Source organism: Neisseria sp. HMSC065C04 (genome assembly GCF_001815375.1).
Classification (GTDB): domain Bacteria; phylum Pseudomonadota; class Gammaproteobacteria; order Burkholderiales; family Neisseriaceae; genus Neisseria; species Neisseria flavescens_D.
Genome location: NZ_KV820408.1, coordinates 62,222 through 87,480, shown reverse-complemented (window position 1 = coordinate 87,480; position 25,259 = coordinate 62,222). Strand labels below are relative to the sequence as shown.

The 25,259-nt window shown below is 53.5% G+C and carries 28 protein-coding genes; 12 read left to right on the top strand and 16 right to left on the bottom strand.

All coding sequences use genetic code 11. The features are described from left to right. Positions 1-8: 8 nt before the first annotated feature. From HMPREF3022_RS05060 to HMPREF3022_RS05015, 10 genes are all read right to left on the bottom strand, one after another. On the bottom strand, positions 9-353 hold the full coding sequence (locus HMPREF3022_RS05060) for a hypothetical protein (protein ID WP_049330844.1): 345 nt from the start codon (positions 351-353) through the stop codon (positions 9-11). Continuing rightward, positions 340-1,119: an exodeoxyribonuclease III gene (locus tag HMPREF3022_RS05055; protein ID WP_003684015.1), complete on the bottom strand. Its 780-nt coding sequence runs from the start codon at positions 1,117-1,119 to the stop codon at positions 340-342. Before HMPREF3022_RS05055 ends, HMPREF3022_RS05060 begins: the two co-directional genes overlap by 14 nt. A 44-nt stretch (positions 1,120-1,163) precedes the next feature. Next, positions 1,164-2,477 (bottom strand): amino-acid N-acetyltransferase, encoded by a 1,314-nt coding sequence (argA, locus tag HMPREF3022_RS05050; RefSeq protein WP_049330845.1) that lies wholly within the window; start codon positions 2,475-2,477, stop codon positions 1,164-1,166. Beyond that, positions 2,474-2,869, bottom strand: coding sequence for an MJ0042-type zinc finger domain-containing protein (locus tag HMPREF3022_RS05045; RefSeq protein WP_039862294.1), 396 nt, complete (start codon positions 2,867-2,869; stop codon positions 2,474-2,476). Before HMPREF3022_RS05045 ends, argA begins: the two co-directional genes overlap by 4 nt. Before the next feature lie 98 nt (positions 2,870-2,967). Further along, on the bottom strand, positions 2,968-3,609 hold the full coding sequence (gene pyrE / locus HMPREF3022_RS05040; protein ID WP_003682682.1) for an orotate phosphoribosyltransferase: 642 nt from the start codon (positions 3,607-3,609) through the stop codon (positions 2,968-2,970). 170 nt (positions 3,610-3,779) lie between these two features. Continuing rightward, the gene (gene rlmH / locus HMPREF3022_RS05035; RefSeq protein WP_003682681.1) at positions 3,780-4,250 is read right to left on the bottom strand and encodes a 23S rRNA (pseudouridine(1915)-N(3))-methyltransferase RlmH; all 471 of its coding nucleotides are present in this window, start codon (positions 4,248-4,250) and stop codon (positions 3,780-3,782) included. 162 nt (positions 4,251-4,412) lie between these two features. Beyond that, a complete protein-coding gene (gene pyrH, locus HMPREF3022_RS05030; RefSeq protein WP_003708812.1) occupies positions 4,413-5,132 on the bottom strand; it encodes a UMP kinase in 720 nt (239 codons plus the stop codon). Between the two features lie 216 nt (positions 5,133-5,348). Beyond that, complete coding sequence (tsf, locus tag HMPREF3022_RS05025; protein WP_070461228.1) at positions 5,349-6,203, bottom strand: translation elongation factor Ts; 855 nt, start codon at positions 6,201-6,203, stop codon at positions 5,349-5,351. A 124-nt stretch (positions 6,204-6,327) separates the two neighbouring features. Beyond that, entirely contained in the window at positions 6,328-7,056 is a 729-nt protein-coding gene (rpsB, locus tag HMPREF3022_RS05020; RefSeq protein WP_002230071.1) for a 30S ribosomal protein S2, read from the bottom strand. 178 nt (positions 7,057-7,234) lie between these two features. Further along, positions 7,235-7,477: a hypothetical protein gene (locus tag HMPREF3022_RS05015; RefSeq protein WP_070608453.1), complete on the bottom strand. Its 243-nt coding sequence runs from the start codon at positions 7,475-7,477 to the stop codon at positions 7,235-7,237. Positions 7,478-7,555: 78 nt separating this feature from the next. On the opposite strand from HMPREF3022_RS05015, the gene HMPREF3022_RS05010 reads away from it, so the two are divergent. Next, positions 7,556-8,146, top strand: a complete 591-nt coding sequence (locus tag HMPREF3022_RS05010) for a 5-formyltetrahydrofolate cyclo-ligase (RefSeq protein WP_070765213.1) — start codon at positions 7,556-7,558, stop codon at positions 8,144-8,146. Between the two features lie 94 nt (positions 8,147-8,240). Further along, the gene (locus HMPREF3022_RS05005) at positions 8,241-8,828 is read left to right on the top strand and encodes a GNAT family N-acetyltransferase (protein WP_070765212.1); all 588 of its coding nucleotides are present in this window, start codon (positions 8,241-8,243) and stop codon (positions 8,826-8,828) included. Positions 8,829-8,984: 156 nt separating this feature from the next. On the opposite strand, the gene mnmG is transcribed toward HMPREF3022_RS05005, so the two are convergent. After that, positions 8,985-10,880 carry a tRNA uridine-5-carboxymethylaminomethyl(34) synthesis enzyme MnmG gene (gene mnmG / locus HMPREF3022_RS05000; RefSeq protein WP_070765211.1) on the bottom strand — a complete coding sequence of 632 codons (1,896 nt, stop codon included), beginning with the start codon at positions 10,878-10,880 and terminating at the stop codon, positions 8,985-8,987. Positions 10,881-10,964: 84 nt separating this feature from the next. Continuing rightward, the gene (gene amgK / locus HMPREF3022_RS04995; protein WP_070765210.1) at positions 10,965-11,969 is read right to left on the bottom strand and encodes an N-acetylmuramate/N-acetylglucosamine kinase AmgK; all 1,005 of its coding nucleotides are present in this window, start codon (positions 11,967-11,969) and stop codon (positions 10,965-10,967) included. A 69-nt stretch (positions 11,970-12,038) separates the two neighbouring features. Between amgK and HMPREF3022_RS04990 the strand changes: the two genes are divergently transcribed. From HMPREF3022_RS04990 to HMPREF3022_RS04980, 3 genes are all read left to right on the top strand, one after another. Beyond that, positions 12,039-14,438 (top strand): LPS-assembly protein LptD, encoded by a 2,400-nt coding sequence (locus HMPREF3022_RS04990; protein ID WP_349267152.1) that lies wholly within the window; start codon positions 12,039-12,041, stop codon positions 14,436-14,438. Continuing rightward, a complete protein-coding gene (locus HMPREF3022_RS04985; protein ID WP_070765208.1) occupies positions 14,435-15,424 on the top strand; it encodes a peptidylprolyl isomerase in 990 nt (329 codons plus the stop codon). Before HMPREF3022_RS04990 ends, HMPREF3022_RS04985 begins: the two co-directional genes overlap by 4 nt. A gap of 113 nt (positions 15,425-15,537) precedes the next feature. Next, entirely contained in the window at positions 15,538-16,347 is an 810-nt protein-coding gene (locus HMPREF3022_RS04980) for an alpha/beta hydrolase (protein WP_049330856.1), read from the top strand. 156 nt (positions 16,348-16,503) lie between these two features. On the opposite strand, the gene rsmI is transcribed toward HMPREF3022_RS04980, so the two are convergent. Continuing rightward, entirely contained in the window at positions 16,504-17,382 is an 879-nt protein-coding gene (gene rsmI, locus HMPREF3022_RS04975) for a 16S rRNA (cytidine(1402)-2'-O)-methyltransferase (protein WP_003680648.1), read from the bottom strand. Between the two features lie 65 nt (positions 17,383-17,447). Between rsmI and HMPREF3022_RS04970 the strand changes: the two genes are divergently transcribed. From HMPREF3022_RS04970 to HMPREF3022_RS04945, 6 genes are all read left to right on the top strand, one after another. Then, a complete protein-coding gene (locus HMPREF3022_RS04970) occupies positions 17,448-17,795 on the top strand; it encodes a YraN family protein (protein WP_049322470.1) in 348 nt (115 codons plus the stop codon). Between the two features lie 4 nt (positions 17,796-17,799). Beyond that, positions 17,800-18,393: a phosphoheptose isomerase gene (locus HMPREF3022_RS04965; protein WP_070765207.1), complete on the top strand. Its 594-nt coding sequence runs from the start codon at positions 17,800-17,802 to the stop codon at positions 18,391-18,393. A 72-nt stretch (positions 18,394-18,465) separates the two neighbouring features. Then, positions 18,466-19,077: a BON domain-containing protein gene (locus HMPREF3022_RS04960; protein ID WP_049330858.1), complete on the top strand. Its 612-nt coding sequence runs from the start codon at positions 18,466-18,468 to the stop codon at positions 19,075-19,077. 67 nt (positions 19,078-19,144) lie between these two features. Next, positions 19,145-19,750 (top strand): hypothetical protein, encoded by a 606-nt coding sequence (locus HMPREF3022_RS04955; protein WP_070765206.1) that lies wholly within the window; start codon positions 19,145-19,147, stop codon positions 19,748-19,750. Between the two features lie 63 nt (positions 19,751-19,813). Next, positions 19,814-20,593, top strand: coding sequence for a type I methionyl aminopeptidase (map, locus tag HMPREF3022_RS04950; RefSeq protein ID WP_070765205.1), 780 nt, complete (start codon positions 19,814-19,816; stop codon positions 20,591-20,593). A gap of 404 nt (positions 20,594-20,997) precedes the next feature. After that, complete coding sequence (locus HMPREF3022_RS04945; RefSeq protein WP_003680641.1) at positions 20,998-21,294, top strand: helix-turn-helix domain-containing protein; 297 nt, start codon at positions 20,998-21,000, stop codon at positions 21,292-21,294. Positions 21,295-21,388: 94 nt separating this feature from the next. Here HMPREF3022_RS04945 and HMPREF3022_RS04940 read toward each other — a convergent pair whose 3' ends face one another. Genes HMPREF3022_RS04940 through HMPREF3022_RS04930 form a run of 3 tightly spaced genes read right to left on the bottom strand, consistent with a single transcriptional unit; the run spans position 21,389 to position 23,778 of the window. Beyond that, on the bottom strand, positions 21,389-22,339 hold the full coding sequence (locus HMPREF3022_RS04940) for a YheT family hydrolase (RefSeq protein ID WP_070765204.1): 951 nt from the start codon (positions 22,337-22,339) through the stop codon (positions 21,389-21,391). Positions 22,340-22,351: 12 nt separating this feature from the next. Continuing rightward, positions 22,352-22,978, bottom strand: a complete 627-nt coding sequence (locus HMPREF3022_RS04935; RefSeq protein ID WP_070765203.1) for a phosphatase PAP2 family protein — start codon at positions 22,976-22,978, stop codon at positions 22,352-22,354. After that, the gene (locus HMPREF3022_RS04930) at positions 22,978-23,778 is read right to left on the bottom strand and encodes a competence/damage-inducible protein A (RefSeq protein WP_070765202.1); all 801 of its coding nucleotides are present in this window, start codon (positions 23,776-23,778) and stop codon (positions 22,978-22,980) included. The genes HMPREF3022_RS04935 and HMPREF3022_RS04930 overlap by 1 nt, the downstream gene beginning before the upstream one ends. 109 nt (positions 23,779-23,887) lie before the next feature. Between HMPREF3022_RS04930 and argG the strand changes: the two genes are divergently transcribed. After that, positions 23,888-25,231, top strand: coding sequence for an argininosuccinate synthase (gene argG / locus HMPREF3022_RS04925; RefSeq protein ID WP_004520241.1), 1,344 nt, complete (start codon positions 23,888-23,890; stop codon positions 25,229-25,231). The last annotated feature ends 28 nt before the right edge of the window (positions 25,232-25,259 follow it).

The following is a 25,259-nucleotide window of genomic DNA, read 5'->3' as shown; positions in this document are numbered from 1 at the left end:
CAGACGGCCTATTTGAGCAAGTCGTTGAGTGTAAATGCAATCAGCAATGCGGCTGGCACGCTGAGGATGGCACAAGTTGCCAGACAAAGTACGATGTTGGCAATCAGCCGCCAACCCTTCCAAGCAAAGCATTTGGCCGCAATCAGCAGGCAAGGCAGGGAAAACAGCAGCCATACCAACGCCCACGTCGGATTGGCCTTGGTCGGCGCAACCCAGCCGGACATCCGCGCCAGCATAAACACCGCCCACACCAGCATAGGCAGCACAAATGCCGCTACGACCCACGCCGCGCCTACGCCGGTTTTACCGTTTATATTCCAATCATATTTACCAAAAACCTTATTCGGCAACATAGTCATACTCCACAACTAAAGGGGCGTGATCCGAGAATTTTTCGTCTTTATAAACATGTGCGGAAACAGCTTTGGCGGCCAACTCCGGCGTAACCATCTGATAATCGATACGCCACCCGACATCTTTCGCATACGCTTGTCCGCGGTTGCTCCACCAGGTATAGCCCGGCACATCCGGATAAAGTGTGCGCCACATATCCGTCCAACCGAGCTTGTGGATGACTTTGCCTATCCATTCGCGCTCTTCAGGCAGGAAGCCCGAATTTTTCTGATTGCCCTTCCAGTTTTTCAAGTCGATATTTTGGTGGGCAATGTTCCAGTCGCCGCAGACGACGATGTCGCGCCCTTCGTTTTTCATGGCTTCGAGCATGGGATAGAACGCGTCCAAAAAGCGGTATTTCACTTGTTGGCGCTCTTCCGCGCTGCTGCCGCTGGGCAGATACAGGGAAATTACCGATAACTTGCCGAAATCGCAACGGACAAAACGGCCTTCCCTGTCAAATTCTTCAATGCCCATGCCGATTTGCACATTGTCGGGCTTGCGTTTGCTGTACACCGCCACGCCGCTGTAACCGCGCTTTTCGGCGCAATGCCAGTAGCCGTGCATACCGTGCGGATTTTTCATATCGTCTGACAGGTCGGCCTCTTGAGCTTTCAGTTCCTGTACGCAGACGATGTCGGCACCGGAAGCGGCGATGTATTCATAAAAACCTTTTTTATAGGCGGAGCGGATGCCGTTGACGTTGGCAGAGATGATTTTCAACATAAGATTTGAGTAATTTTTAAAAACGGATAATAGGATTGAGGTTTTCAGACGGCCTGCAAGTCATAAACAAATACTTTGGAATTGCGGCCGTTGGCATTGTATTCCTGCCGGCGTTCGGCAGGCAGATCATCGGCTGAGGCCGTCTGAAAGCCCCGTTCGACAAACCATTCGCCCGTGTGCGTGGATAAGGCGAAAAGCGTTTTGATATTTAAGGCGCGTGCTTTTTGAAACAGATGTTCCAACAACAATTCGCCGTAGCCGCCGTCACGCGCTTCGGGCGACACCACCAGACAGGCCAATTCGCCGCAATCAGGCTCGGCAAAGGTTTTCAGCGCCACGCAGCCGTAAATGTTTTGATCATGTTCCAATACGGAAAAACTGGAAATATGGTTTTCCAAATACTCGCGGCTGCGGTGCAGCAAAATGCCTTGTTCCGCCAACGGACGGATTAAGGCGATGATGTGCGGAATGTCGTCGCTGCGAGCCTGGCGGATGGAAACAAACGGCTCACGGGCAATAGATGTACCGCTGCCCTCGCGGGTAAACAGCTCGCGCAACAGGCTGCCGTCTTCACGGCCGTTGAGAATCTGCACCCGCGATACGCCGTTTTCCAACGCGCCTACCGCCGCATGCAGCAAATCGGCCGGCGCATCGGGATTGTCGTGTATCAGCTCCTGCACTTCGCCGACAGACAAAGTATTGGCCAAAGAGCCGTCGGCACGACGAATACCGGCTTCTTCGGTCAAGAAAACCAGCTTCTCCGCCTGCAAAGCCATGGCCACTTCCTGCGCGGTTTCGCACATACTCAGATTGAAGGTTTTGCCGCTGTACGAATGCCCCAAAGGACTGATAAGCACCACCGCGCCGCTATCCAAACGCAAACGGATTTCTTCTGCGTCGATTTTGCGGACGGTACCGGTATAGCCCATGTCCACGCCGTCGATAACGCCCAACGGACGAGCAGTAATAAAGTTGCCGCACGCGATAACCGGCGGCTTGCTCCGTTGCTGCGCAGATACGCTGCTGAACAAGGCGGCTTCCACATCGCTGCGGATAATTCCCGCCACCTGCTTCACTTCCATCAAAGTTGCTTCATCGGTAATCCGACGGCTGCCGCTGTATTTTGGAACAAAATTCCGACCCGAAGCCAATTTGTCGAGCAAATGCCGCGAACCGTGCACCAAGACCAAACGCAAGCCCAAGCTGGCCAACAGATTCAAATCTGCGGCCAAACGAATCAAGGTTTCGCCTTCCAACAAGCTGTCGGTCACGCCGACCACCATGGTTTTGCCGCGCAAATATTGGATATAGGGCGCGGCTTCGCGAAAGCTGGCGACAAAATGGGTAATGGCACTCATAGCAGGGCAAGATAAAAGAGTTGCATAATCAAAACCGTCAGCGCAATCAGCGATGCCAACGTCCAGTTAAAACCGTCCTTGCGCGTTTTGACCGCCGCCTGCTCTTCCGCCTTAGGCTCTTCCTTAAGCGCACTATTGAGCAAATCGGAAATTTCTTTGCGCGAGAGTTTGGAATGTTTGAGGATTTGCGCGCCGATGTTATGCACGAGGCGCACATCCGTTACCGCCACAGGCAGATGGGCCGGATCGGCCGGCAGGTTGCCCGACAGATAATCCTTGGCCTTAAACATCCCCGAACAACGCGTGCAGACCACGAAACCCTGCGCCACGTTCAACTGGGCATCTTTCACCCAATGCGGTGTTTTACAATGAGGACAAGAACAAGCAGGCATGAGTATTTCCGTAAGTGTATTGAATCAAAAATATATTTTAGCCAATGCTTCAGGTCGTCTGAAAACTGTTTCAGACGACCTGAGCATGATGTTATGGTTTAAACCGCACCGTAACGTTCGCGATAGGCTTTGACCGGCTCGAAGAAGCCGCCAAATTCGGCATTGTTTTGCAAGAGCGTGAACAAGTCGTTCAGGTTGGCAATTGAAACCACCGGCAGGCCGTATTGTTTTTCAACTTCCTGTACCGCCGACAATTCGCCCGTGCCTTTTTCCATGCGGTCGAGCGCAATGGCCACTGCGGCAGGCGTTGCGCCTTCGGCCTCAATCAGTTTGACCGACTCACGCACGGATGTACCGGCGGAAATCACATCATCGATAATCAGCACGCGGCCTTTCAAAGGCGCGCCTACCAACACACCGCCCTCGCCGTGGTCTTTGGCTTCTTTGCGGTTGTAGGCAAACGGTACGTTTACGCCTTTTTCCGCCAACATCATCGCTGTTGCCGCCGCCAAAATAATGCCTTTATAGGCTGGGCCGAACAGCATATCGAACTTCACGCCGCTGGCAATAATGGCTTCGGCGTAAAACTTCGCCAGCTGCAAAGTCGATGCGCCGTCATTGAACAAACCGGCATTGAAAAAATAAGGCGACTGACGGCCGGCCTTAGTCGTAAATTCACCGAATTTCAACACGTTTTGTGCCAAAGCGAATTTGAGGAAGTCTTGACGGAAATCGGACATTTGGGTTCTCTCGAAAGATGTTGATTTATCAAAGAAACGATTATAAAGGATTCATGCGGAAAAATCAGGCTGTCTGAAAACAGGTTCAACCCTGCTTTAAACCGACTTGCCCTATTCCCTTTCAAACCTACAAGGCGGCATTACCGTTTTATCCCAGCAATCAAAACGGATTATTCCCGATGATACGGATGGTTGTGCAAAATCGAAACGGCGCGATAAAGCTGCTCGGTCAGCAAAACGCGCACCATGCCGTGCGGCAAGGTCAGGCTGGAAAGGCGCATCATCATATTTGCCTGCTGCTTCAAACGGTCGGTCATGCCGTCTGCGCCGCCGATAATAAAGCAGACGTGTTCGCCGTTTTGCTGCCAGCCTTTCAAATGTTGCGCCAATTCGACCGAAGTCGGCGCTTTGCCGCGCTCATCCAATACCACCAAAAACGCGCCCTGCGGTATGGCTTCCAGCAGGCGTTTTTCTTCAGCCGCCATGCCCTGAGCCGCATTCACACCCGCGCCGCGTTTCTCTGGCTTGATTTCTTTCAGCGCATAATTGACATCGCGCCCGAAGCGTTTGGCATACTCGCCGACGGCTTCATCCACCCAACGCGGCATTTTCGTGCCGACAGCCAAGACGGTGATATTCATGGAGTATCCTTTTGTTATCGAATTGTCGGTTGGATATTATGATCAAGCAAGTTCTCAACCTTTTCAACCCATGAACCAATACCCGCGCAACCGACTGAAAATAAAAGGCCGTCTGAAAGCCGAATGTATCCCGTTCGGCTGTTTCAGACGGCCTTTTAATGATTAGCAGTGAACCAGTGTACCTTCGTTTTCGCCGGTTACCACGCGTTTGAGCGAGCCTTCTTTAGCAATGCCGAATACCACGATATTGAGTTTGCGTTCGCGACAGAGGGCGAAAGCGGTGGCATCCATCACTTTGAGGTTTTTCAACAAGGCTTCGTCAAAAGTAATGGTTTCGTAGCGTGTTGCAGATGGGTCTTTTTTCGGGTCTGCGGTGTACACACCGTCAACATTGGTGGCTTTGAGCATCACGTCGCAGTTCATTTCCGCGCCGCGCAATGCGGCGGCAGTGTCGGTCGTGAAGAATGGGTTACCGGTACCGGCGGCGAAAATCACGACTTTGCCTTCTTCCAAATATTGAATGGCTTTAGGACGGGCGTAAGTTTCAGCGATTTGCTGCATAGACAGTGCTGATTGAACACGCGCTTTGATGCCCAAGGTTTCAAATGCATCTTTGAGTGCCAAGGCGTTCATAACGGTCGCCATCATGCCCATGTAGTCGGCAGTGGCGCGGTCCATGCTGCCTGCTTGTGCAGATACGCCGCGGAAAATGTTACCGCCGCCGACAACGATACCGACTTGCACGCCCATTCTCACGATTTCGGCAATTTCGCCGACAGTTTGAACGATGGTATCATGATTGATGCCGAATGGATCAGAGCCCATCAGGGATTCGCCGGAGAGTTTCAGTAATACACGTTTGTATTTGATTTGCTGTGTCATGGGATACCTTGCTTTCTTGAATGTCGTCGGTCGGAGTTGGGCCGTCTGAATTTCAAACGGTCGGATTACAATGATATGGTGTGTCGTTCTATTATTGTTTTGTTTTCAGACGGCCTGAATATTCGGTCGTCTTAAAATAGGTACCGTAAACGGTTTTCTCAAAAAAAAGCACCCTGATTCGTTTGGAATCTAGGTGCTTTCTTTTTCATAAGTGCCTTACACTTTAGCAGCGGCAGCAACTTCGGCTGCGTAGTCAACAACGGCTTTCTCGATACCGTCGCCTACTTTGTAGCGTACGAAGCTAACCACTTCAGTGCCGTTTTCTTTAGCGAATTGGGCAACAGTTTGGTCAGGGTTCATCACGAACGCTTGGCCGTTCAGAGTGATTTCAGCCAAGAATTTGCGGATACGGCCTTCAACCATTTTAGCGGCGATGTCGGCAGGTTTGCCGGAAGCGATAGCTTGCTCGGTGTAGATGTGGCGTTCTTTTTCAACGGTTTCAGCATCTACTTCGGCTTCGCTTACGCATTGTGGTTTAGCGGCAACGATGTGCATACCGATTTTGCGTGCTACGTCTTCAGAGCCTTTGTACTCAACCAATACGCCTTCAGTAGCCAAAGCACCGTGGATGTAGGCAACCAGTTGGTTGGCAGTGTCGATCACTTGGAAGCGGCGAACAGACATATTCTCGCCCAATTTAGCGATGATGGCTTTGCGTTCTACTTCAACCAGTTCGCTCAGCTCTTCAACAGAAGCCGGTTTTTTCTCGGCAGCAGTTTTAGCAACGAAGTTGGCAAATTCTACGAAGCCGGCGTCTTTAGCAACGAAGTCGGTTTCGCAGTTTACTTCAACCAATGCGCCGACATTGCCGTTGATCGCGTAAGCCAATACGCCTTCGGCAGCAGTACGGCCAGCCAGTTTACCGGCTTTCGCACCAGATTTAATACGCAGGATTTCTTCGGCTTTGTCGAAGTTTCCTTCAGCTTCAACCAAGGCTTTTTTGCATTCCATCATGCCCAGGCCGGTAGCGGCGCGCAGGTCGGCAACCATTTTTGCAGTAATTTCTGCCATTTTGAATCTCCTAGATTTTTGGGAACACGGCCATTGCCGTGTTTGGAAATAGTGGCCGTCTGAAACGGATTTCAGAACGGGATTTGAGAAAAGGGGCATAACGCCCCCTCTTCTGTGTACCGAATTACTCGGCAGCAGCTTCTTGGGCAGCGGCTACAGTTTCTTGCAGCGCTTGGTTTTTGCCTTCCAAAACTGCGTCAGCGATGCCGCGGCAGTACAGGCGGATGGCTTTAGCGGAGTCATCGTTACCAGGGATAACGTATTTCACGCCGTCAGGGCTGTTGTTGGTATCGACTACGGCGATAACAGGGATGCCCAATTTTTCAGCTTCAACCAGAGTACCTTTTTGGTAGCCGGTATCGATAACGAAAATCGCGTCAGGCAGGCCTTTCATGTTTTTGATACCGCCCAAAGAACGTTCCAGTTTTTCAACATCGCGTTGCATTTCCAGAATTTCTTTTTTGTTGAAACCGCCTTCAGCAGCGTTTTCCAGGGCAGCAGTTTTTTCTTCCAGGCGTTTGATGGATTGCTTAACGGTTTTGTAGTTAGTCAGCATACCACCCAACCAGCGGTAATCAACGAAAGGCATACCGGCACGGGTAGCTTCTTCGCGGATAATGTCGCGGGCTTGGCGTTTGGTACCTACGAACAATACTGTACCTTTGTTGGCAACCAGACGACGTACGGCTTCTTGCGCCTCTTGGAACATCGGCAGGGTTTTTTCCAAGTTTACGATATGGATTTTGTTGCGCGCACCGAAAATGTATTGGGCCATTTTCGGGTTCCAGAAACGGGTTTGGTGACCGAAGTGAACACCGGCTTCAATCATCTGACGCATAGTAATTTGAGACATGTTATTTCCTTGAAAGGGTTAAAGAGCACACATTCAATCGCATAGAACTTGATAGGCGGCGCCTATTGTCAAGCACCCTTCGGCGAAAGTGGGCATAAGTTTTAAAAAAATAAAAGCGTGTTTCCCAAATGGAAAACTGACGGATTATAGCGGATAAGAGGCCGTCTGAAAAGGGATTTCATACCTTTCCGTCCTGTTTTTCATCCGTCTGTACCGCCTTTTGGCGGGCCGCTTCAAACTCCGCCTGCTCCTGCCGTTTCATCCGGCGGTTGCGGCGGCGGATGGTCACGACAAAGACCGTGAACACAGTAGGCAACACCGCCCAAAAAACCAAATAAATCAACGCGCGCGCAATACTCGGCTGCGCGGCGGAAAACATCACGGCAACAAAAAGATAGCCGATGGCGACAATGTGCCACATCGTGTGCGTCCTGTTTGAATGTTAACAAAATCGTTATAATCGCAACATTCTACCGCAATCCCGAAAGGCCGTCTGAAAATGAGGAATCCCGAAAAATCGGCACTACGCAAACAGTTCCGCCGCGCACGCGCCCAAATGAGCGCCGCCGAGCGAAACGCCGCCACCGAAACCATCAACCGCCTGCTCAAGCCCTACATCAAAAAAGGACGGAAAATAGGCGTGTATTGGCCGATGGGCAAGGAGTTGCGATTGGACGGCTTTGTCCGTGCCGCACAAAAACGCGGCGCAAAACTCTACCTGCCCTATATCGAACCGAACACGCGGCGGATGTGGTTCACCCCCTACCCTGCCGACGGCGCCAAACAAGAACGCAAACGCGGCCGCGCCAAATTGCATGTCCCCCAATTCACCGGCAAAAAAATCCGCGTCCACCAACTCAGCCTGCTGCTGGTCCCCATCGTTGGCATCGACAAACGCGGCTACCGCCTCGGACAAGCCGGCGGCTATTACGACGCCACCCTCTCCGCCATGAAATACCGCCTGCAAACCCGAACACTGGGCGTAGGCTTCGGCTGCCAACTGACCGACACACTGCCGCGCGAACCGCACGACCTGCCGTTGGACGGGTTTGTATCGGAGTCGGGCGTGCTGGTGTTCAAACATCATTAATCAATAGCTTTCAGACGACCTCAAAAAAGCCGTCCGTTAAGACACTATAAAAGATCGTCTGAAAAATCAAACCATCAAATACAAAGGAAACCACATGGCTGATTTTTCATCCGCTCCCGTTTTGTCCTTCGATCGCGTCCGTCTCGAACCTTTAACAACGGCACACGAAGCCGGTTTGCGCGAAGCAGTTTGCGACGGCGAAGTTTGGAAGCTGAACGTAACCACCGCGCCCGAACCCCACCAAGTAGCTGACTATATCCGCACCGCCATACAAACCCGCCTCGCCTTTGCCGTCATCGACGAAGACACGGGAAAAATTGTTGGCTCGACTTCGCTTTACCACATCGACCCCGCCATCCCACGCCTCTACATCGGTTTCACATGGTATGCCCTGTCGGCACAGCGCACGCACATTAATACCACCTGCAAAATCATGTTGCTCGACTACGTTTTCGACACTTTAAACTGCCGTTGCGCCTGCTGGCAGACCGACAACCTCAACACCGCCTCCCAACGCGCCATCGAACGCTTGGGTGCACACCAAGACGGCATCTTGCGCTGCCACAAGCTGCGGAAAGACGGCAGCGTGCGCGATACGGTTGAATACAGCCTGCTGCGTGAGGAATGGCCGCAGGCAAGGGTAAAACTGCTCGAAAAAGCGGCAGCTTATGACGCGTCCTGAAAAAACGTTTTCTTCTTCATTTTTTCATCAGAACACGCCCATCTTGCTGAAAATCCGAACTCTTTAAAAATTAATGAAATAAGGTGCAACACCGTCAATCCCCTGATAAATAAAGGCCGTCTGAACATTTCAGACGGCCTTTATTCGGATTAAACCTTACTTCGCATCTTTAAATCCGCGTTTCAAATGCACCATCAGCAATGCAACGGCGGCAGGCGTTACGCCGGAAATGCGGCTGGCTTGGCCGACGGTTTCGGGTTTGTGTTGATTGAGCTTTTGCTGCACTTCTGCCGACAAACCTTTGACTTTGCTGTAATCGATATCCTCGGGCAGCTTTAAGGTTTCGATGTCGCGGCGGCTGTCGATTTCTTCGTTTTGGCGGTCGATATAGCCTTGGTATTTGACTTGGATTTCGACTTGTTCGACCACGCTGTCGGCAAGCGCGGTTTCAGGTTGGGCGTCGGGCAGGGTCATCAGCGCGGCGTAGTCGAGGTTCGGGCGGCGCAGGAGGTCGTGCAGGTTTGCTTCACGGCTGAGTTTTTGGCCGAATACGCGCAGCTGCTCTTCTTCGGCGAGTTTTTGCGGTGTGTACCACGTTGTTTTCAAACGTTGGATTTCGCATTCGATGGCTTCGCGTTTTTCGTTGAACATACGCCATTGTTCTTCACTCACCAAGCCGATTTTGTAGCCGTCTTCGGTCAGTCGCATGTCGGCGTTGTCTTCCCTGAGTTGCAGGCGGTATTCGGCGCGGCTGGTGAACATGCGATAAGGCTCGTTCACGCCTTTGGTGATGAGGTCGTCCACCAATACGCCGAGATAGGCTTGTTCGCGGCGCAGCAGGAGCGGGTCTTGTTCGCGGATGTATTGCACGGCATTTGCACCTGCGAGCAGGCCTTGCGCGGCGGCTTCTTCGTAGCCGGTCGTGCCGTTGATTTGTCCGGCGAAGAAGAGGCCTTGGATGGTTTTGGTTTCGAGGCTGGCTTTGAGGTTGCGCGGGTCGAAGTAGTCGTATTCGATGGCGTAGCCGGGGCGCAGGATATGGGCGTTTTCGAGGCCTTTCATGCTGCGCACGAGGGCGATTTGAATGTCGAACGGCAGGCTGGTGGAGATACCGTTTGGATAGTATTCATGCGTGGTCAGACCTTCGGGTTCGAGGAAAATCTGGTGGCTGTCTTTGTCGGCGAAGCGGTTGATTTTGTCTTCGATAGACGGACAATAACGCGGACCCACGCCTTCGATTTTGCCGGTAAACATCGGGCTGCGGTCGAAGCCTGAGCGGATGATGTCGTGGGTTTGCGTGTTGGTATGCGTAATCCAGCAGGACACTTGGCGCGGGTGCATATCGGCGCTGCCGCGTACGGACATTACGGGCACAGGCGTGTCACCGGGCTGTTCGGTCAGTTGGGAGAAGTCAATCGTGCGTCCGTCAATACGCGGTGGCGTGCCGGTTTTCAGACGGCCTTGAGGCAGGTTCAATTCACGCAAACGGCCGCCCAAGGATTTGGCGGCGGGATCGCCGGCGCGGCCGCCTTCGTAGTTTTCCAAACCGATATGGATTTTGCCGGACAAAAACGTGCCGGCGGTCAATACGACGGAGCGTGCTTTAAATTCCACGCCCATCGCGGTAACCACGCCGCTGATGCGTTCGCCGTCGAGCGTTACGTCTTCGACGGCTTGCTGGAAAAGATCGAGGTTTTCTTGGTTTTCCAACATTTCACGGATGGCGGCTTTATATAGGATACGGTCTGCCTGCGCGCGCGTGGCTCGTACTGCCGCGCCTTTGCTGGCATTCAATCGGCGGAACTGGATACCGGATTTGTCGGTTGCCAATGCCATTGCGCCGCCGAGCGCGTCGAGTTCGCGTACGAGGTGACCTTTGCCGATACCGCCAATGGAAGGGTTGCACGACATTTGGCCGAGGGTTTCGATGTTGTGTGAGAGCAGCAGGGTTTGCGCACCCATGCGTGCGGCGGCAAGCGCGGCTTCGGTACCGGCATGGCCGCCACCGACGACAATCACGTCGTAGGTTTTGGGGTAAATCATGTAAGTCATGTTTATGTGTTCTGTAAAGGTTTCAGACGGCCTTTTGTTGATCAGGCCGTCTGAAAAGTGGAATCAAATCTTAAAAAACCAAGCTTAAAAGGTATAGCCTGTTTCCAATTCGTCATCGCCGACCAATTCGACCAGCAACGCATAAAGCGGCGCCAAATCATTATAACGGCGCGATACGCGGCGCAAGTAGTTCAAGAAGCGCGGAATTTCCGGGCGGTATTTGTCTTTGCCGTCGCGGTAGTACAGGCGGGCAAAAATACCGGCCACTTTCAAATGGCGTTGTACACCCATCCATTCAAACCAGCGGTAGAACTCGTCAAACTCGGCAGGTACAGGCAGCTGGGCAGCGCGTGCTTTTTCCCAGTAACGGATGACCAAGTCCAATACAAATTCTTCTTCCCATTCGATAAACGCATCACGCAGCAGCGACACCAAATCATAGGAAATCGGGCCGTAAAGCGCGTCTTGGAAGTCCAACACGCCCGGGCGGCCTTTTGCCAACATCAGATTGCGGACGATAAAGTCGCGGTGGACATAAACTTTAGGTTGCTCCAATAAGGGCGACAACAGTGTATCGACGGTTTGCTGCCACAACTGGCGTTGCTTGAAGGTCAGCTCGCGGCCCAATTCTTTGGCCACAAACCATTCGGGGAACAAGTTAATCTCGCGTAGCATGACTTCGCGGTCATATTCCGGCAGTTTGCCGGGCTGGCTGGCCTTTTGCAGTTCGATCAGTTCGTCGATGGCTTCGAGCAACAGGGCTTTGTGGGCGGTTTCGCTGTTTTCCTGATTCATGGCGGTCAGGAATGTGGTATTGCCCAAATCGTTCAGCACCATAAAGCCCAACGCTTCATCCACATGAAGCACTTGCGGCACATTGACCATGTTAAACAGTTTTTGCACTTTCAAATAAGGCGCAACACTCATCTTCTCAGGAGGCGCGTCCATACAGATAACGGTCTGGCCGTCTGAAAACGTCGCACGGAAATAACGGCGGAAGTCGGCATCGGCTGCCGCAAAACTCAATTCGAACGGCTGGTTCGGGTAAACAGACTCCAGCCAGTTTTGTAATTCGGTTTGTCGTTGCATAGCGGTATCGCAGAATTTCAGGTTACAATAACCGCTATTCTAACTGGCAAACCGATTTAAGGGGCGATTTTGGCTCGTTTATTTTCACTCAAACCCTTGGTACTCGCCTTAATTATGGGCTTTGGCGCAACAGCCGTGCGCGCGGAAGATGCTTCTGTTCCGCAGGCGGAAGACTATACCCCTGCCCACACCGCCACATCTAAACCGGCAAAAACCAGCCAAAGCGAAGCTGATCCGCTTTCCTTGGGCAGCACTTGCCTGTTTTGCGACCACGAAGATGCCAAGCCGGCCGAAACCGCTGAAATCAAACGCAGCGGCGAGCCTGCCCTGCCTGCCGATTACACCCGCGTCAACGCCGATAAAATAGAAGGTCAGACCCAAGTCGGCGTCCGTGCTGAAGGCGACGTCATTGTCGAGCGCAATGCCGATATTCTCAATGCCGATTGGGCGCAATACGACCAAGCCACCGATACCATTACCGCCGGCGACCGTTTTACCCTGTATCAAAACGGTTCGACCGTATCCGGCGACCAATTGGTTTACAACCTCAAAGACCAAACCGGTTCCGGCACTGCCGTACGCCTCAATACCGAACAAGGCGGCCGCCGCCTTCAAAGTGTCAGCGAAAAAGCCGAACTCAAAGGCAAAGGCCTCTACAAACTCATCAATACCAAATTCAACACCTGTTCGCCCGGCGATGCCAGCTGGTATATCCAAGCGCAAAGCATTGAAGCCGATGAATCGACAGGTATCGGCGTAGCCAAACACGCTTCGCTCGTATTCGGCGGCGTCCCTGTCCTCTACACGCCTTGGGCGGACTTCCCCATCAACGGCAACCGCAAAAGCGGCCTGCTCGTTCCGACCATTGCCACAGGTTCAGACGGCCTTGAGCTGAGCCTGCCCTACTACTTCAACCTTGCGCCGAATTTGGATGCCACCATCCGCCCGGGCATTATCAGCAAACGCGGTGTGCAACTGGGCGGCCAAGTCCGTTATCTGCAACCGAATTACAGCGGCGAAGTCGATGGCGACTGGATGCCGAACGACCAAAAAAGCGTCCACAACAACCGCTACCAGTTCAAATGGAAACACCAGCAGCAGCTGAACAGCAAAATCAGCGGTGGCATCAACTACAACCAAGTTTCCGACGATGATTACTACCGCGACTTCTACGGCCGCGAAGACATCGCGCGCAACGTCAACCTCGACCGTCAGGCATGGCTCAATTACAGCGACAAACTGTTGGGCGGCAGCTTCGACGGCTCGTTGCGCGTACAAAAATATCAAACGCTGGCCAACCAAGACGGTTATAAAGACGAGCCTTATGCCATCATGCCCCGCCTGACCGGCCGTTGGCAAAGCCATATCGGCAAGGCGCAACTCAACGTATTAGGCCAATTCACCCGCTTTGATCACGACACCAAGCAAGACGGCAGCCGCGTGGTACTCTACCCGAGCGTCAAATGGGATTTCCACAACCAATGGGGCTACATCCGACCTAAAGTCGGCGTACATGCCACTTATTACAGCCTCAACAGTTTCAACGGTCAAAGCGGCCGCAATGTCAGCCGCGTTCTGCCGATTATCAATATCGACAGCGGCCTGACTTTCGAGCGCAGGGCTCGACTCTTCGGCGGAGAATACCTGCAAACGCTTGAACCGCGCCTGTTTTACAACTACATTCCGACCAAGTCCCAAAACGACCTGCCTAATTTCGACAGCTCCGAAAACAGCTTTACCTATTCGCAGCTGTTCCGCGAAAACCTGTATTCGGGCAACGACCGCATCAATTCGGCCAACAGCCTGACACTGGCCACACAAAGCCGTATCCTCAACCCCAACACCGGTGCGGAACTCTTCCGTGCAGGTATCGGCCAGAAGTTTTATTTCAAAAAAGACAACGTCCTGCCTGACGGCAACGTCAGCAATTATCCGCGCAGCCAATCCGACTGGGTAGCCTTTGCACACGGCAACCTTACTCCGAGCACACGCATTGATTTGGACATCCACTACAACCAAAACTTAAGCCGTGCCGAGAGCTACGCCGCAGGGATTACCTACAACCCCGAACCCGGCAAAGTCTTAAGCGCGCGCTACAAATACGGACGCAACGAGCGCATTTATCTGCAAGCCAACGGCGACTATTTCTACGACAGGCTCAGCCAAGTCGACCTTGCCGCCCAATGGCCGTTGAGTAAAAACCTGTACGCCGTTGCCCGTTACAACTACGAAATCGAAGCCAAAAAACCGCTGGAAATGCTCATCGGTGCAGAATACAAAAGCAACTGCGGCTGCTGGAGCGCGAGCTTGGTCGGCCAACGCTATGTTACCGGCGAAAACAGCCACAAAAACGCCGTATTCTTCAACCTCCAACTCAAAGACTTGAGCAATATCGGCAACAACCCATTCGAAAAACTCCGCTTAGCCATTCCCGGTTACAGCAAAACCAACGAGGTAGTCAAACAATGAACTTCAAACCCCTGATTCTCGTCGCCGCACTCACTCTCGCAGTAGGCGCACACGCCGCCCCTAAAGCCAAAGCGACCAAAGCGCGTGCCAACAAAACTCCAGTCGTCAGCGCCACCACCATGCCTGCCGTACAAAGCGGCGTACATCTTTCAGACGGCATTGCCGCGGTTGTCGACAACGAAGTCATTACCCACCGCCAAGTAGAACAAGCCGTAGCACAAGCGCGTCAAACCATGCCGAAAGGCACACAAATGGACGCCAACGAGCTGCGCCAACAGGTTTTGGCACAAATGATCAACCAATCCCTGATCCTCCAAGCAGGCAAACGCCGCAACATCCAAGCGACCGATAGCGAAATCGAAGCCGTTATCGCGCACAACCCCAACATCAAAAATCCGTCTGCCGCCGTCCGTCAAGACATCGCCGACAGCATTATTGTTGAAAAAGTGCGCCAACAGGCCATCATGCAAAACAGCCGCGTGAGCGACTCCGAAGTGGCACGTTACATCGAGCAGGCCAAACAACAAGGCGCCACCCTGCCTGAAGCAGACCCTGTGCGCCAATACCATGCCCAACACATCCTCATTAAAGCCGACAACGATAACGCCGCCGTCGGCGCAGAAAGCACCATCCGCAAAATCTACTCACAAGCCCGCAGCGGCGCAGATTTCGGCGGTTTGGCACGCCAATACTCGCAAGACAGCAGCGCCGGCAATGGCGGCGATTTGGGCTGGTTTGCCGACGGCATGATGGTTGCCCCATTTGAAGAAGCCGTCCACAAACTCAAACCCGGCCAAATCAGCGCCCCTGTCCGCACCCAATTCGGCTGGCACATCATCAAGCTGAACGACGTCCGCGAAGCAGGTACGCCTGAAGAGCGTCAACAAAACGCCGTCCGCCAATACCTGTCCCAACAAAAAGCGCAACAGGCGACCACCAACCTCCTGCGCGAACTGCACAGCAGCTCCTACGTTGACGTACGCTAATCGCGCGTATTGTTAAAAAGACAAGAATCGGTACAATAAGGCCGTCTGAAACCTATTTTCAGACGGCCTTTTTCCCTTTTACTTAAACAACCCATTGATTAAAGCACCCCATCATGCCCATCCGCCCCAACTGGCAAGCCGCCACTCTGCTGCAAGCCGAAGAAACCGCCCTTACTTCCGCCCACACCGGCCGCACCTACCGCATTCAAGCCGCGGCACTCGGCGAGCGTCCGACAGGCGGCTATCCCGTGCTGTATATCCTTGACGGTGATGCCTTTTTCCCCGCCATCCTCAATATGGCGCAATCCCTGCTCATCAACCCCATCACCAAAAGCCATGCCGCCTGTCTGATTGTCGGCATCGGTTACACCGGCGGCACCATCCGCGACTTAAGCCAACGCGCACTCGACTACACGCCGCCGCTGCCCGACAACGCGCCCGAATCCGAACGTAAACAATACGGCCAAGCCGACCGCTTCAGCCGCTTTATCGATGACGAACTCTCCTCCCTGCTCGACGGTAAATACCGCATCGATACCCAAAACCAAGCTGTCTTCGGCCATTCGTTCGGCGCCTTGTACGGCCTCTATTCCCTGTTCACCCGCCCCGAACGCTTCCGCCATTATTTGCTGGTGTCACCGTCTATCTGGTGGCAAGACCGCCGCGTACTCGATTGGCTGCCCGACACTTTGCCACAAGGAATCGGCATCCGCCTTGGCGCAGGCGAACATGAAGGCAGAAACAACCGCCCCGACCAAACCAGCAGCGGCATGGTTGCACAAGCCAAAATTCTTGCCGGCACTTTGCACCACCTCGGCGCAGATGTCCGCTTCACCCTCTACCCCAACGCCAATCACGGCAACGCCCCGTTTTACGCCCTGACCGACAGCATCGAATATTTGCGCAGCGCATGGCAGCGTTGAAGCAGGTTTGCCAAACATTGAGGCCGTCTGAAACGCAAACACCAAAGCGTCTTGAACCTATTGGGTCAATTTAAAACCCTCTAAAATCCAATCAAAAAAGGCCGTCTGAAATCTATTGTTCAGACGGCCTTTGATATACGGTTTGCCAATCAGCCATTATCCCTGCTTTTTCCATTCCAAAGCCAAATCATACAGCGCCTTTTTATTCTCGCCGGTAATCTTAGCGGCAAGCTCGGCGGCTTGTTTGGTCGGCAACTCGGCCGCAAGGATTTTCATGGTATTTTGCGCCGCTTCAGGCAAATCGCTGTGTTTCTCTTTCACGGCAGGGTGCAACACCAGCACCATCTCGCCACGCGTTTGGTTGCTGTCGTTTTTAAGAGCGGCTTGGATTTCGGCAACCGTACCGCTGAGGAAGGTTTCAAATGTTTTGGTGATTTCGCGCGCCAAAGTCAAACGGCGTTCGGGGAACTGCGCGACCATATCCGCAAGGCTTGCCTCGATGCGGTGCGGCGTTTCAAACATCACAATCGGAAAATCGGCTTCCGCCCATTTGGCCAGCAGCTTTTGGCGTTCGCCGGCCTTAGGCGGCAGGAAACCGTTGAAGTAAAAATCTGATTCCGTCACACCGGCCACGCTCAACGCCCCCATGACCGCGCTTGCGCCGACCACAGGCACCACTTTAAATCCGGCTTCGCGCACGCGGGCGGCAAGTTTCGCACCGGGATCGCAAACCGCAGGCGTGCCCGCATCCGAAACTTGGGCGACGCTCAGGCCGTCTGAAAGATGGGCGATAATTTTATCGGCCATTTGCTGCTCGTTGTGTTCGCGCACGCTCACGAGTTTGCCCTGAATGCCGTACGCACTCAAAAGTTGGGCGGTAACACGGGTGTCCTCGGCGCAGATAATGTCGGCCTTTTGCAGAACGGCCAGCGCGCGCAGCGTTATGTCGGCTAAATTGCCGATGGGTGTGGCGACAACGTATAATGTCTGTTTTTCGATGCTGTCGACGGCTTTTTGCAGGTGTTTTGTGTACATAGATTCAAGGCCGTCTGAAACGGCGTCTCTTTAAAAACAATGATTATATAACGGGTAAACTTTTCATGCGCTTAAACCACAAACAGGGGGCGGCGGCCGAAGATGCGGCGCTGGCATTCCTGCTAGGCAAAGGCTGCTCGCTGCTGGCGCGGAACTGGCATTGCGCCTACGGCGAAATCGATTTAATCGTCAAAAACGGCGGTACGATTGTGTTTGTTGAAGTAAAATACCGCAAAAACCGAGGTTTCGGTGGTGCCGCATACAGCATCTCGCCGTCCAAATTATTGAAATTGCAACGAAGTGTAGAGTATTATCTGCAAAAGCACGGGTTAAACCATGCGCCCTGCCGCCTGGACGCGGTACTGATCGAGGGCGACGGCCCGCCCGAATGGATTCAAAATATTACAGGTTAACCTCATGACAACATTACAAGAACGCGTTTCCGCACATTTTGCCGAGAGCATCCGCGCCAAGCAGGAAGCTGAAAAAGTACTGGTCGAGCCGACCGCACAGGCCGCCGAGCTGATGCTGCAATGCCTGATGAACGACGGCAAAATCCTGGCCTGCGGCAACGGCGGTTCGGCTGCCGACGCGCAACACTTCGCCGCCGAAATGACCGGCCGTTTTGAAAAAGAACGTATGGAATTGGCCGCTGTCGCGCTGACGACGGACACTTCCGCCCTGACTGCCATCGGCAACGACTACGGTTTCGACCACGTATTCAGCAAACAAGTGCGCGCGCTCGGACGTGCCGGCGACGTATTGATCGGCATCTCCACCTCCGGCAATTCCGCCAACGTTATCGAAGCCATCAAAGCGGCACACGAACGCGATATGCACGTCATCGCCATGACCGGCCGCGACGGCGGCAAAATCGCCGCCATGCTCAAAGATACCGACGTTTTGCTCAACGTCCCTTATCCGCGTACTGCCCGCATTCAGGAAAACCATATCCTGCTGATTCACGCCATGTGCGACTGCATCGACTCCGTCCTGCTTGAAGGCATGTAACCCTTTCTTTTCAGACGGCCCTCCCTTAAAGGCCGTCTGAACACCCAACCGTCCATACCCAAGGAAAAGGATATGAAGAATATCAAACGCTACGCCCTCCCCGTTCTGACTGCGACCCTCTTGAGCCTGAGTCTGAGCGGCTGCGTCGGCGCACTGATCGGCGGTGCTGCCGTCGGCACCAAATCCGCCGTCGACCGCCGCACCACAGGCGCGCAAACCGACGACAACGTTATGGCCCTGCGCGTCGAAACTACCGCACGCTCCTACCTGCGCCAGAACAACCAAGTCGAAGGCTACAAGCCCAAACTGAACGTTGTCGGCTACAACCGCCACCTGCTCCTGCTCGGCCAAGTGGCTACCGAAGGCGAAAAACAATTTGTTGAACGCATCGCCCGTTCCGAACAAGCCGCAGAAGGCGTGTACAACTACATCACCGTTGCCTCACAAGCGCGTTCACTCGGCGATGTGACCAACGATACTTGGGGCACATCCAAAGTCCGCGCCACCCTGTTGGGTCTCAGCCCGGCCACCCAAGCACGCGTCAAAATCGTGACTTACGGCAACGTGACCTATGTGATGGGCATCCTCACGCCTGACGAGCAAGCCCGCGTGACCCAAAAAGTCAGCACGACCGTCGGCGTACAAAAAGTCGTGACCCTCTATCAAAACTACGTTGCCAACTGATTCACAGGCAACCCGGGGCCGTCTGAATATTCAGACGGCCATTCCTCCAACAATTACCTGCCACATCATGTCCAAGAATAATAAAACCCCTTTCCAACTTAAGCCCAAACACTTAATCCGCGCTTTATTCCTTGTCAGCTTTATCGCCGTCGCCGCCCTCGTCGCCGGCGTATTCAGCACCCTAAACTCCGGCAAAACCGACGTACCCGAAAAAAGTCCTGCCGAACAAACCGACACACGCATTGAAGTTTGGCGCCCCAACGGCACTGTCGAACCTGAAACCGTTCAGCCTGCCAAAGACGGCGACGCAAAAACCGCCTCCGGCAATCCTGTCGTCCCACAGGACGAAAAAGGCGAAAAAGCAGAAGAAGGTGCAAAAAACGACCGCCCCACTACACACCGCAGCAAACGCACAGAAAACAAACGTGCTGAAGCCGACAAATCAGAAAAAACACAATCCGACAACAGCAACCCTGCCGCTCAAAACACACCTCAAGCAGACAGCCAGCCGGTAGAAAACAAAGCCGCAAGCAATAAACCTGCCGCACAAGCAGTAGAAAACAAACCGGAAAAAGCCAAAGCCCCCGAGTCCAAGCCGACTCCGAAAGCCGAGCCTGAGGCCAAACCACAAGCCAAACCGCGCAATAAAGACAATCTCGACAACCTGTTTTAAACAGACGGCACACCCGTCCCGTTCAGACGGCCTCCATGCCGTCTGAAACAAGAAGGAAACCTCATGGACAAAGTCATCATCAAACCCCCCGAAGAAATCGAAAAAATGCGCGAACTCGGCCGCTTGGTCGCCGAAGCCCTCGATTACATCGGCCAATTCGTCAAACCCGGCGTAACCACCAACGAAATCGACAAACTCGTTTACGACTACCACGTCAACGTTCAAGGCGGTTATCCGGCTCCCCTCAACTACGGCAACCCGCCCTACCCGAAATCCTGCTGCACCTCCGTCAACCACGTCATCTGCCACGGTATTCCCGACGACAAGCCGCTGAAAGAAGGCGACATCGTCAACATCGACCTGACCATTAAAAAAGACGGCTTCCACGGCGATTCCAGCCGTATGTTTACCGTCGGCAAAGTCTCCCCGATTGCCCAACGCCTGATCGACGTGACCCACGCCTCCATGATGGCGGGTATCGAAGCGGTCAAACCCGGCGCCACTCTCGGCGACGTCGGTTATGCCTGCCAACAGGTTGCCGAAAATGCCGGCTACTCCGTAGTACAGGAATTCTGCGGACACGGCATCGGCCGCGGCTTCCACGAAGCGCCGCAAGTAGTCCACTACGGCCGCAAAGGCGAGGGCCTCGTCCTCAAACCAGGCATGATTTTCACCATCGAGCCGATGATCAACCAAGGCAAACGCCATCTGCGCATCCTGAACGACGGTTGGACAGTGGTCACCAAAGACCGTTCCCTCTCCGCCCAATGGGAACACGAAGTTTTGGTTACCGAAACCGGCTACGAAATCCTCACCATCAGTCCTGCCACCGGCAAGCCTTAAACTTGAAAAATTTTCAGGCCGTCTGAAAATACAGATTCAGACGGCCTGAAATTTATCCGTTTTCCCGACCCGTCAAACCGAATAAATGCTCGAAATTAAGTTTTTACCCATAATGAATTGTTTAGTTATGTAAAAATTTGCCCACGCCATATTTAAGATAATCGCATAATTTAATGATTTATATGCCAAAAATTATACGAAATAATGAATTAAGAAATATTTACACAAATTATGGCAAACAGCGGCAAACTTCTTTCGAATATACTGTCTAATTATCTAGATCAGTCATTTGCAATACGCCCACATATCACCCCAAAAGCCTACAGGAAAAGGGATGCCGGCATTCTTGCAGACCCATTTTTATGCCTAGAGGCATGCAACAAATACCACAATAAGGAAGATTCATGAAATCGTTCGAAAAAATTGAAAACATCCGCGATATCCGTAAAAAACTCGGCCTGAACCAAATGGACTTCTGGAGCCGCATCGGTGTGACTCAATCCGGTGGTTCCCGTTACGAATCCGGCCGCAATATGCCTAAACCTGTACGCGAATTGCTGCGTTTGGTACACATCGAGCGCGTCGATTTGGCTAAAGTAAACCGTGACGACTTAGCCGTTGCGTCCTTGCTGAAAAACCGCGACCCTGAGTTGTACGCTTCTCTGAAAAAAGAAGCCAAAGCCGACAACAAAGGCAAATAATCAAGCCATTCAAAAGGCCGTCTGAAATTCGTTTTCAGACGGCCTTTTTACTTTCTACACACTAAGGGCATGTCGCATACATGCCCTTTTTCATTTACGGCTGATACTGTTTGAAATAGTCCAACACCGTTTGCGGCAGCCATTGCAGATTCAGACGGCCTTGATCGCGGCTGACAAAGCCGACATGACCGCCGTATGCCGGTTGCAGCAGCGTAACGGCCGAGGACACGTCCCGCCAGGTCGGCAGGGCTTCCGGCGGCAGGAAGGGGTCGTTGACGGCATTAAGCAGCAGCAACGGCGTATCCACGCCTTTCAAAAACGGTTTGCAGGAATTGCGGCGATAGTAATCGTGGCGGTCGGCAAAACCGTGTAACGGCGCGGTAAAGCGGTCGTCAAAATCGCCAAGCGTTTTGCAGTTTTGCCGGCCCAAGGCCGTCTGAAACCGGGGAATCGCTCGGGCTTTCGGCAGCAGCGAATTCAAAAAATAGCGCGTGTAAATCAGTCGCGTCATGCCTTGGTCAAAACGCGTACCGGCCGCCACGGCATCAACCGGTGCGGAAACGACGGCAGAAGCGCGCGGAACGGCATTGCTGCCCTGCTCGCCCAAATATTTGGCCAGGGCATTGCCCCCCAAAGAAACGCCGACGGCGTAAATAGTTGAATAGCGTCGGGCCAGCGTGTTGAGCATAAAGGCAATTTCGGGCGTATCGCCGAGGTGGTAAAACACGGGCGCGGTGTTTTCTATGCCGCCGCAACTGCGGAAATGGGCAACCACGCCGTTCCAACCGCACTGCTGTACGGCTTTCATCAATTCGACCGCGTAATGGCTCTCGCTGCTGCCTTCCAATCCGTGGAACAAAACCACCAACGGCGCATCAGGGTCGGCGCTGTCGACAAAATCGTAGGCAACTTGGGTTTTGCCGGTACTGTCGGGCAGAAGCTCGCGGCGGTAGTCGGGCGCCTTGCCTTGCAGCAGCTTGGCAAACAGGGTGTCGGCATGGCCGTTTCTGAGCCAATAAGGCGTGTTGGGTGAACGTGTATTCATAATTTGTTTCTTCTATTTTTCAGACGGCCTGAAGATGAGCATATACACCAGCAAGGCAGTCAGCGTGCCGTTTGTCCAGCCTGCCCAAACGTCGGTGGGATAATGCACGCCCAAATAAATGCGTGAAAACCCGGTCAACAGGGCAAAGGAAATACCGCCTATCCAAGCGGCGCAGCGGTAGCGCGTGCGGCGGCAAAGCAATATCAGCATGACGGCAATGGCGGCGGAAAACGTACTGTGGCCGCTGGGGAAGGAAAAATTGCTCTCTTCAATCAGGCGCGGCCAAAGCAGCGGGCGTTCGCGGGCAAACCATGCTTTCACAATCAGCATGTTCACAGTCGGCACCAATGCCGCCAACACGCAAAACAGTGCCTCGCGCTTCTTATCGGCAAAATACAGGGCGGCGGCGACTGCGCCGATTAGCGGCACGGCAATCGCGGTTTTGCCCAGATAGTGCAACACGGTGGCAATCGGGTCAAACCATGTACCCGCGTGGGCATGGACGGCGTGCATCAGCGGCGGCTCGAAAGCAAAGCCGCCATATTGCGCCAGCCAAATGCCGATAACGAGGGTCGGCGGTAAAAACAGCAAAGAAGCGAAAGTCAGTGCGCGTTTGGCTTGGGCCGGAGACAAGTGCATTATTCCACCGTTTCTTTCAAAGTCGCGCCAATCGCCTGCAAACCCTGCAACGCATCTGCCCACGCCGCATCCAGCAAGCGGCAGGCCTCGCCTTCCGCTTTGATGCCGAACTCGATATGCGGCGGAATATAACGGCCGTCTGAATCGGTACGGCCCACGGTGGGCAGGCTGTACGAACGGATACCGGCGTAGGCACGCTCAAGATGTTCCATAATCGGCGTAATGCGCGATTCGGGTTGGTCGAACACATACACGCTGCGGCTGTCGCGTTCGGTTTGATTGAAGCGGTCGGCGTAATAAGTTTCCAATACCCATTCGGCCATCGGGTGCGCCATCACGGGGAAGCCGGGGAAGAAATAATGTTCGCGGATGGAAAATCCGGCGATGTTGTTAAACGGATTGGGCACCAATTCCGCACCTTCGGGAAAATCCGCCATTTTCAGGCGTTGGGCGTGTTCCGGCGAATCAAGCGGCTCGCCGCGTTTCAGGGTTACGCCTTCGATAAACTTGGCGGCTTCAGGATGACGGACGACGGGCAAATCCAAAGCAGCCGCTGCGGCTTGGCGGGTGTGGTCGTCAGGCGTAGAGCCGATGCCGCCGGTAACGAAAGTCGGCAGGCCGTCTGAAAAACTGCGGCGCAGTTGTTTGACCAGCAAATCGGGTTCGTCAGGCAGATATTGCACCTGATTGAGCTTCAGCCCGCGCGATTCCAATAAAGATTTGAAAAAGGCGAAATGCTTGTCTTGGCGGCTGCCGTGCAGGATTTCGTCGCCGATGATAATGAGGTTAAAAGCGTTCATTATGAGGTTTCTTTAATGCGGCCTTCCGAACATTCAGACGGCCTATTGCTGACAATGTATTCCATTTATAAGATAATGGTTTCAACTTTTCAAGTCTGGAGAAATTCCCATGAGCCAAAACCATACCATTTTACAAAATCTCCCCGTCGGCCAAAAAGTCGGCATCGCCTTCTCCGGCGGTCTTGATACCTCTGCTGCGCTGTTGTGGATGAAACTCAAAGGCGCGCTGCCTTATGCCTACACTGCCAACCTCGGCCAGCCTGACGAAGACGATTACAACGCCATTCCTAAAAAAGCGATGGAGTACGGCGCAGAAAACGCCCGCCTGATCGACTGCCGCGCACAACTGGCACATGAAGGCATCGCCGCTATCCAATGCGGCGCGTTCCACGTTTCCACCGGCGGCATCGCCTATTTCAACACCACACCTTTGGGCCGCGCCGTTACCGGCACCATGCTCGTCTCCGCCATGAAAGAAGACGATGTGAATATCTGGGGCGACGGCAGCACCTACAAAGGCAACGACATCGAGCGTTTCTACCGCTACGGCCTCTTGACCAATCCCGCGCTGAAAATCTACAAACCTTGGCTCGATCAACAATTTATCGACGAACTCGGCGGCCGCCACGAAATGAGCGAATTTCTGATTGCCAACGGCTTCAACTACAAAATGTCGGTTGAAAAAGCCTACTCTACCGACTCCAACATGCTGGGTGCCACCCACGAAGCCAAAGACTTGGAATTCCTCAACAGCGGCATCAAAATCGTTAAGCCCATCATGGGCGTTGCCTTCTGGGACGAAAACGTCGAAGTCAAACCCGAAGAAGTCAGCGTGCGCTTTGAAGAAGGCGTGCCGGTTGCATTGAACGGCAAAGAATACGCCGACCCTGTCGAACTCTTCCTCGAAGCCAACCGCATCGGCGGCCGCCACGGCTTGGGCATGAGCGACCAAATCGAAAACCGCATCATCGAAGCCAAATCGCGCGGCATCTACGAAGCCCCGGGCATGGCATTATTCCACATCGCCTACGAACGCTTGGTGACCGGCATCCACAACGAGGACACCATCGAACAATACCGCATCAACGGCCTGCGCCTCGGCCGCCTGCTCTACCAAGGCCGCTGGTTTGACAGCCAAGCCCTCATGTTGCGCGAAACCGCACAACGCTGGGTCGCCAAAGCCATTACCGGCGAAGTCACCCTCGAACTGCGCCGCGGCAACGACTACTCGATTCTGAACACCGAATCGCCTAACCTGACCTACCAACCGGAACGCCTGAGTATGGAAAAAGTCGAAGACGCAGCGTTCACACCGCTCGACCGCATCGGCCAACTGACCATGCGCAACCTCGACATCACCGACACCCGCGCCAAACTGGGTATTTACTCGCAAAGCGGTTTGTTGGCATTGGGCGAAGGCTCCGTATTACCGCAGTTGAATAATAAGGAGTAGAATGAGGGGGCTTTAAAGCCCCCTTATT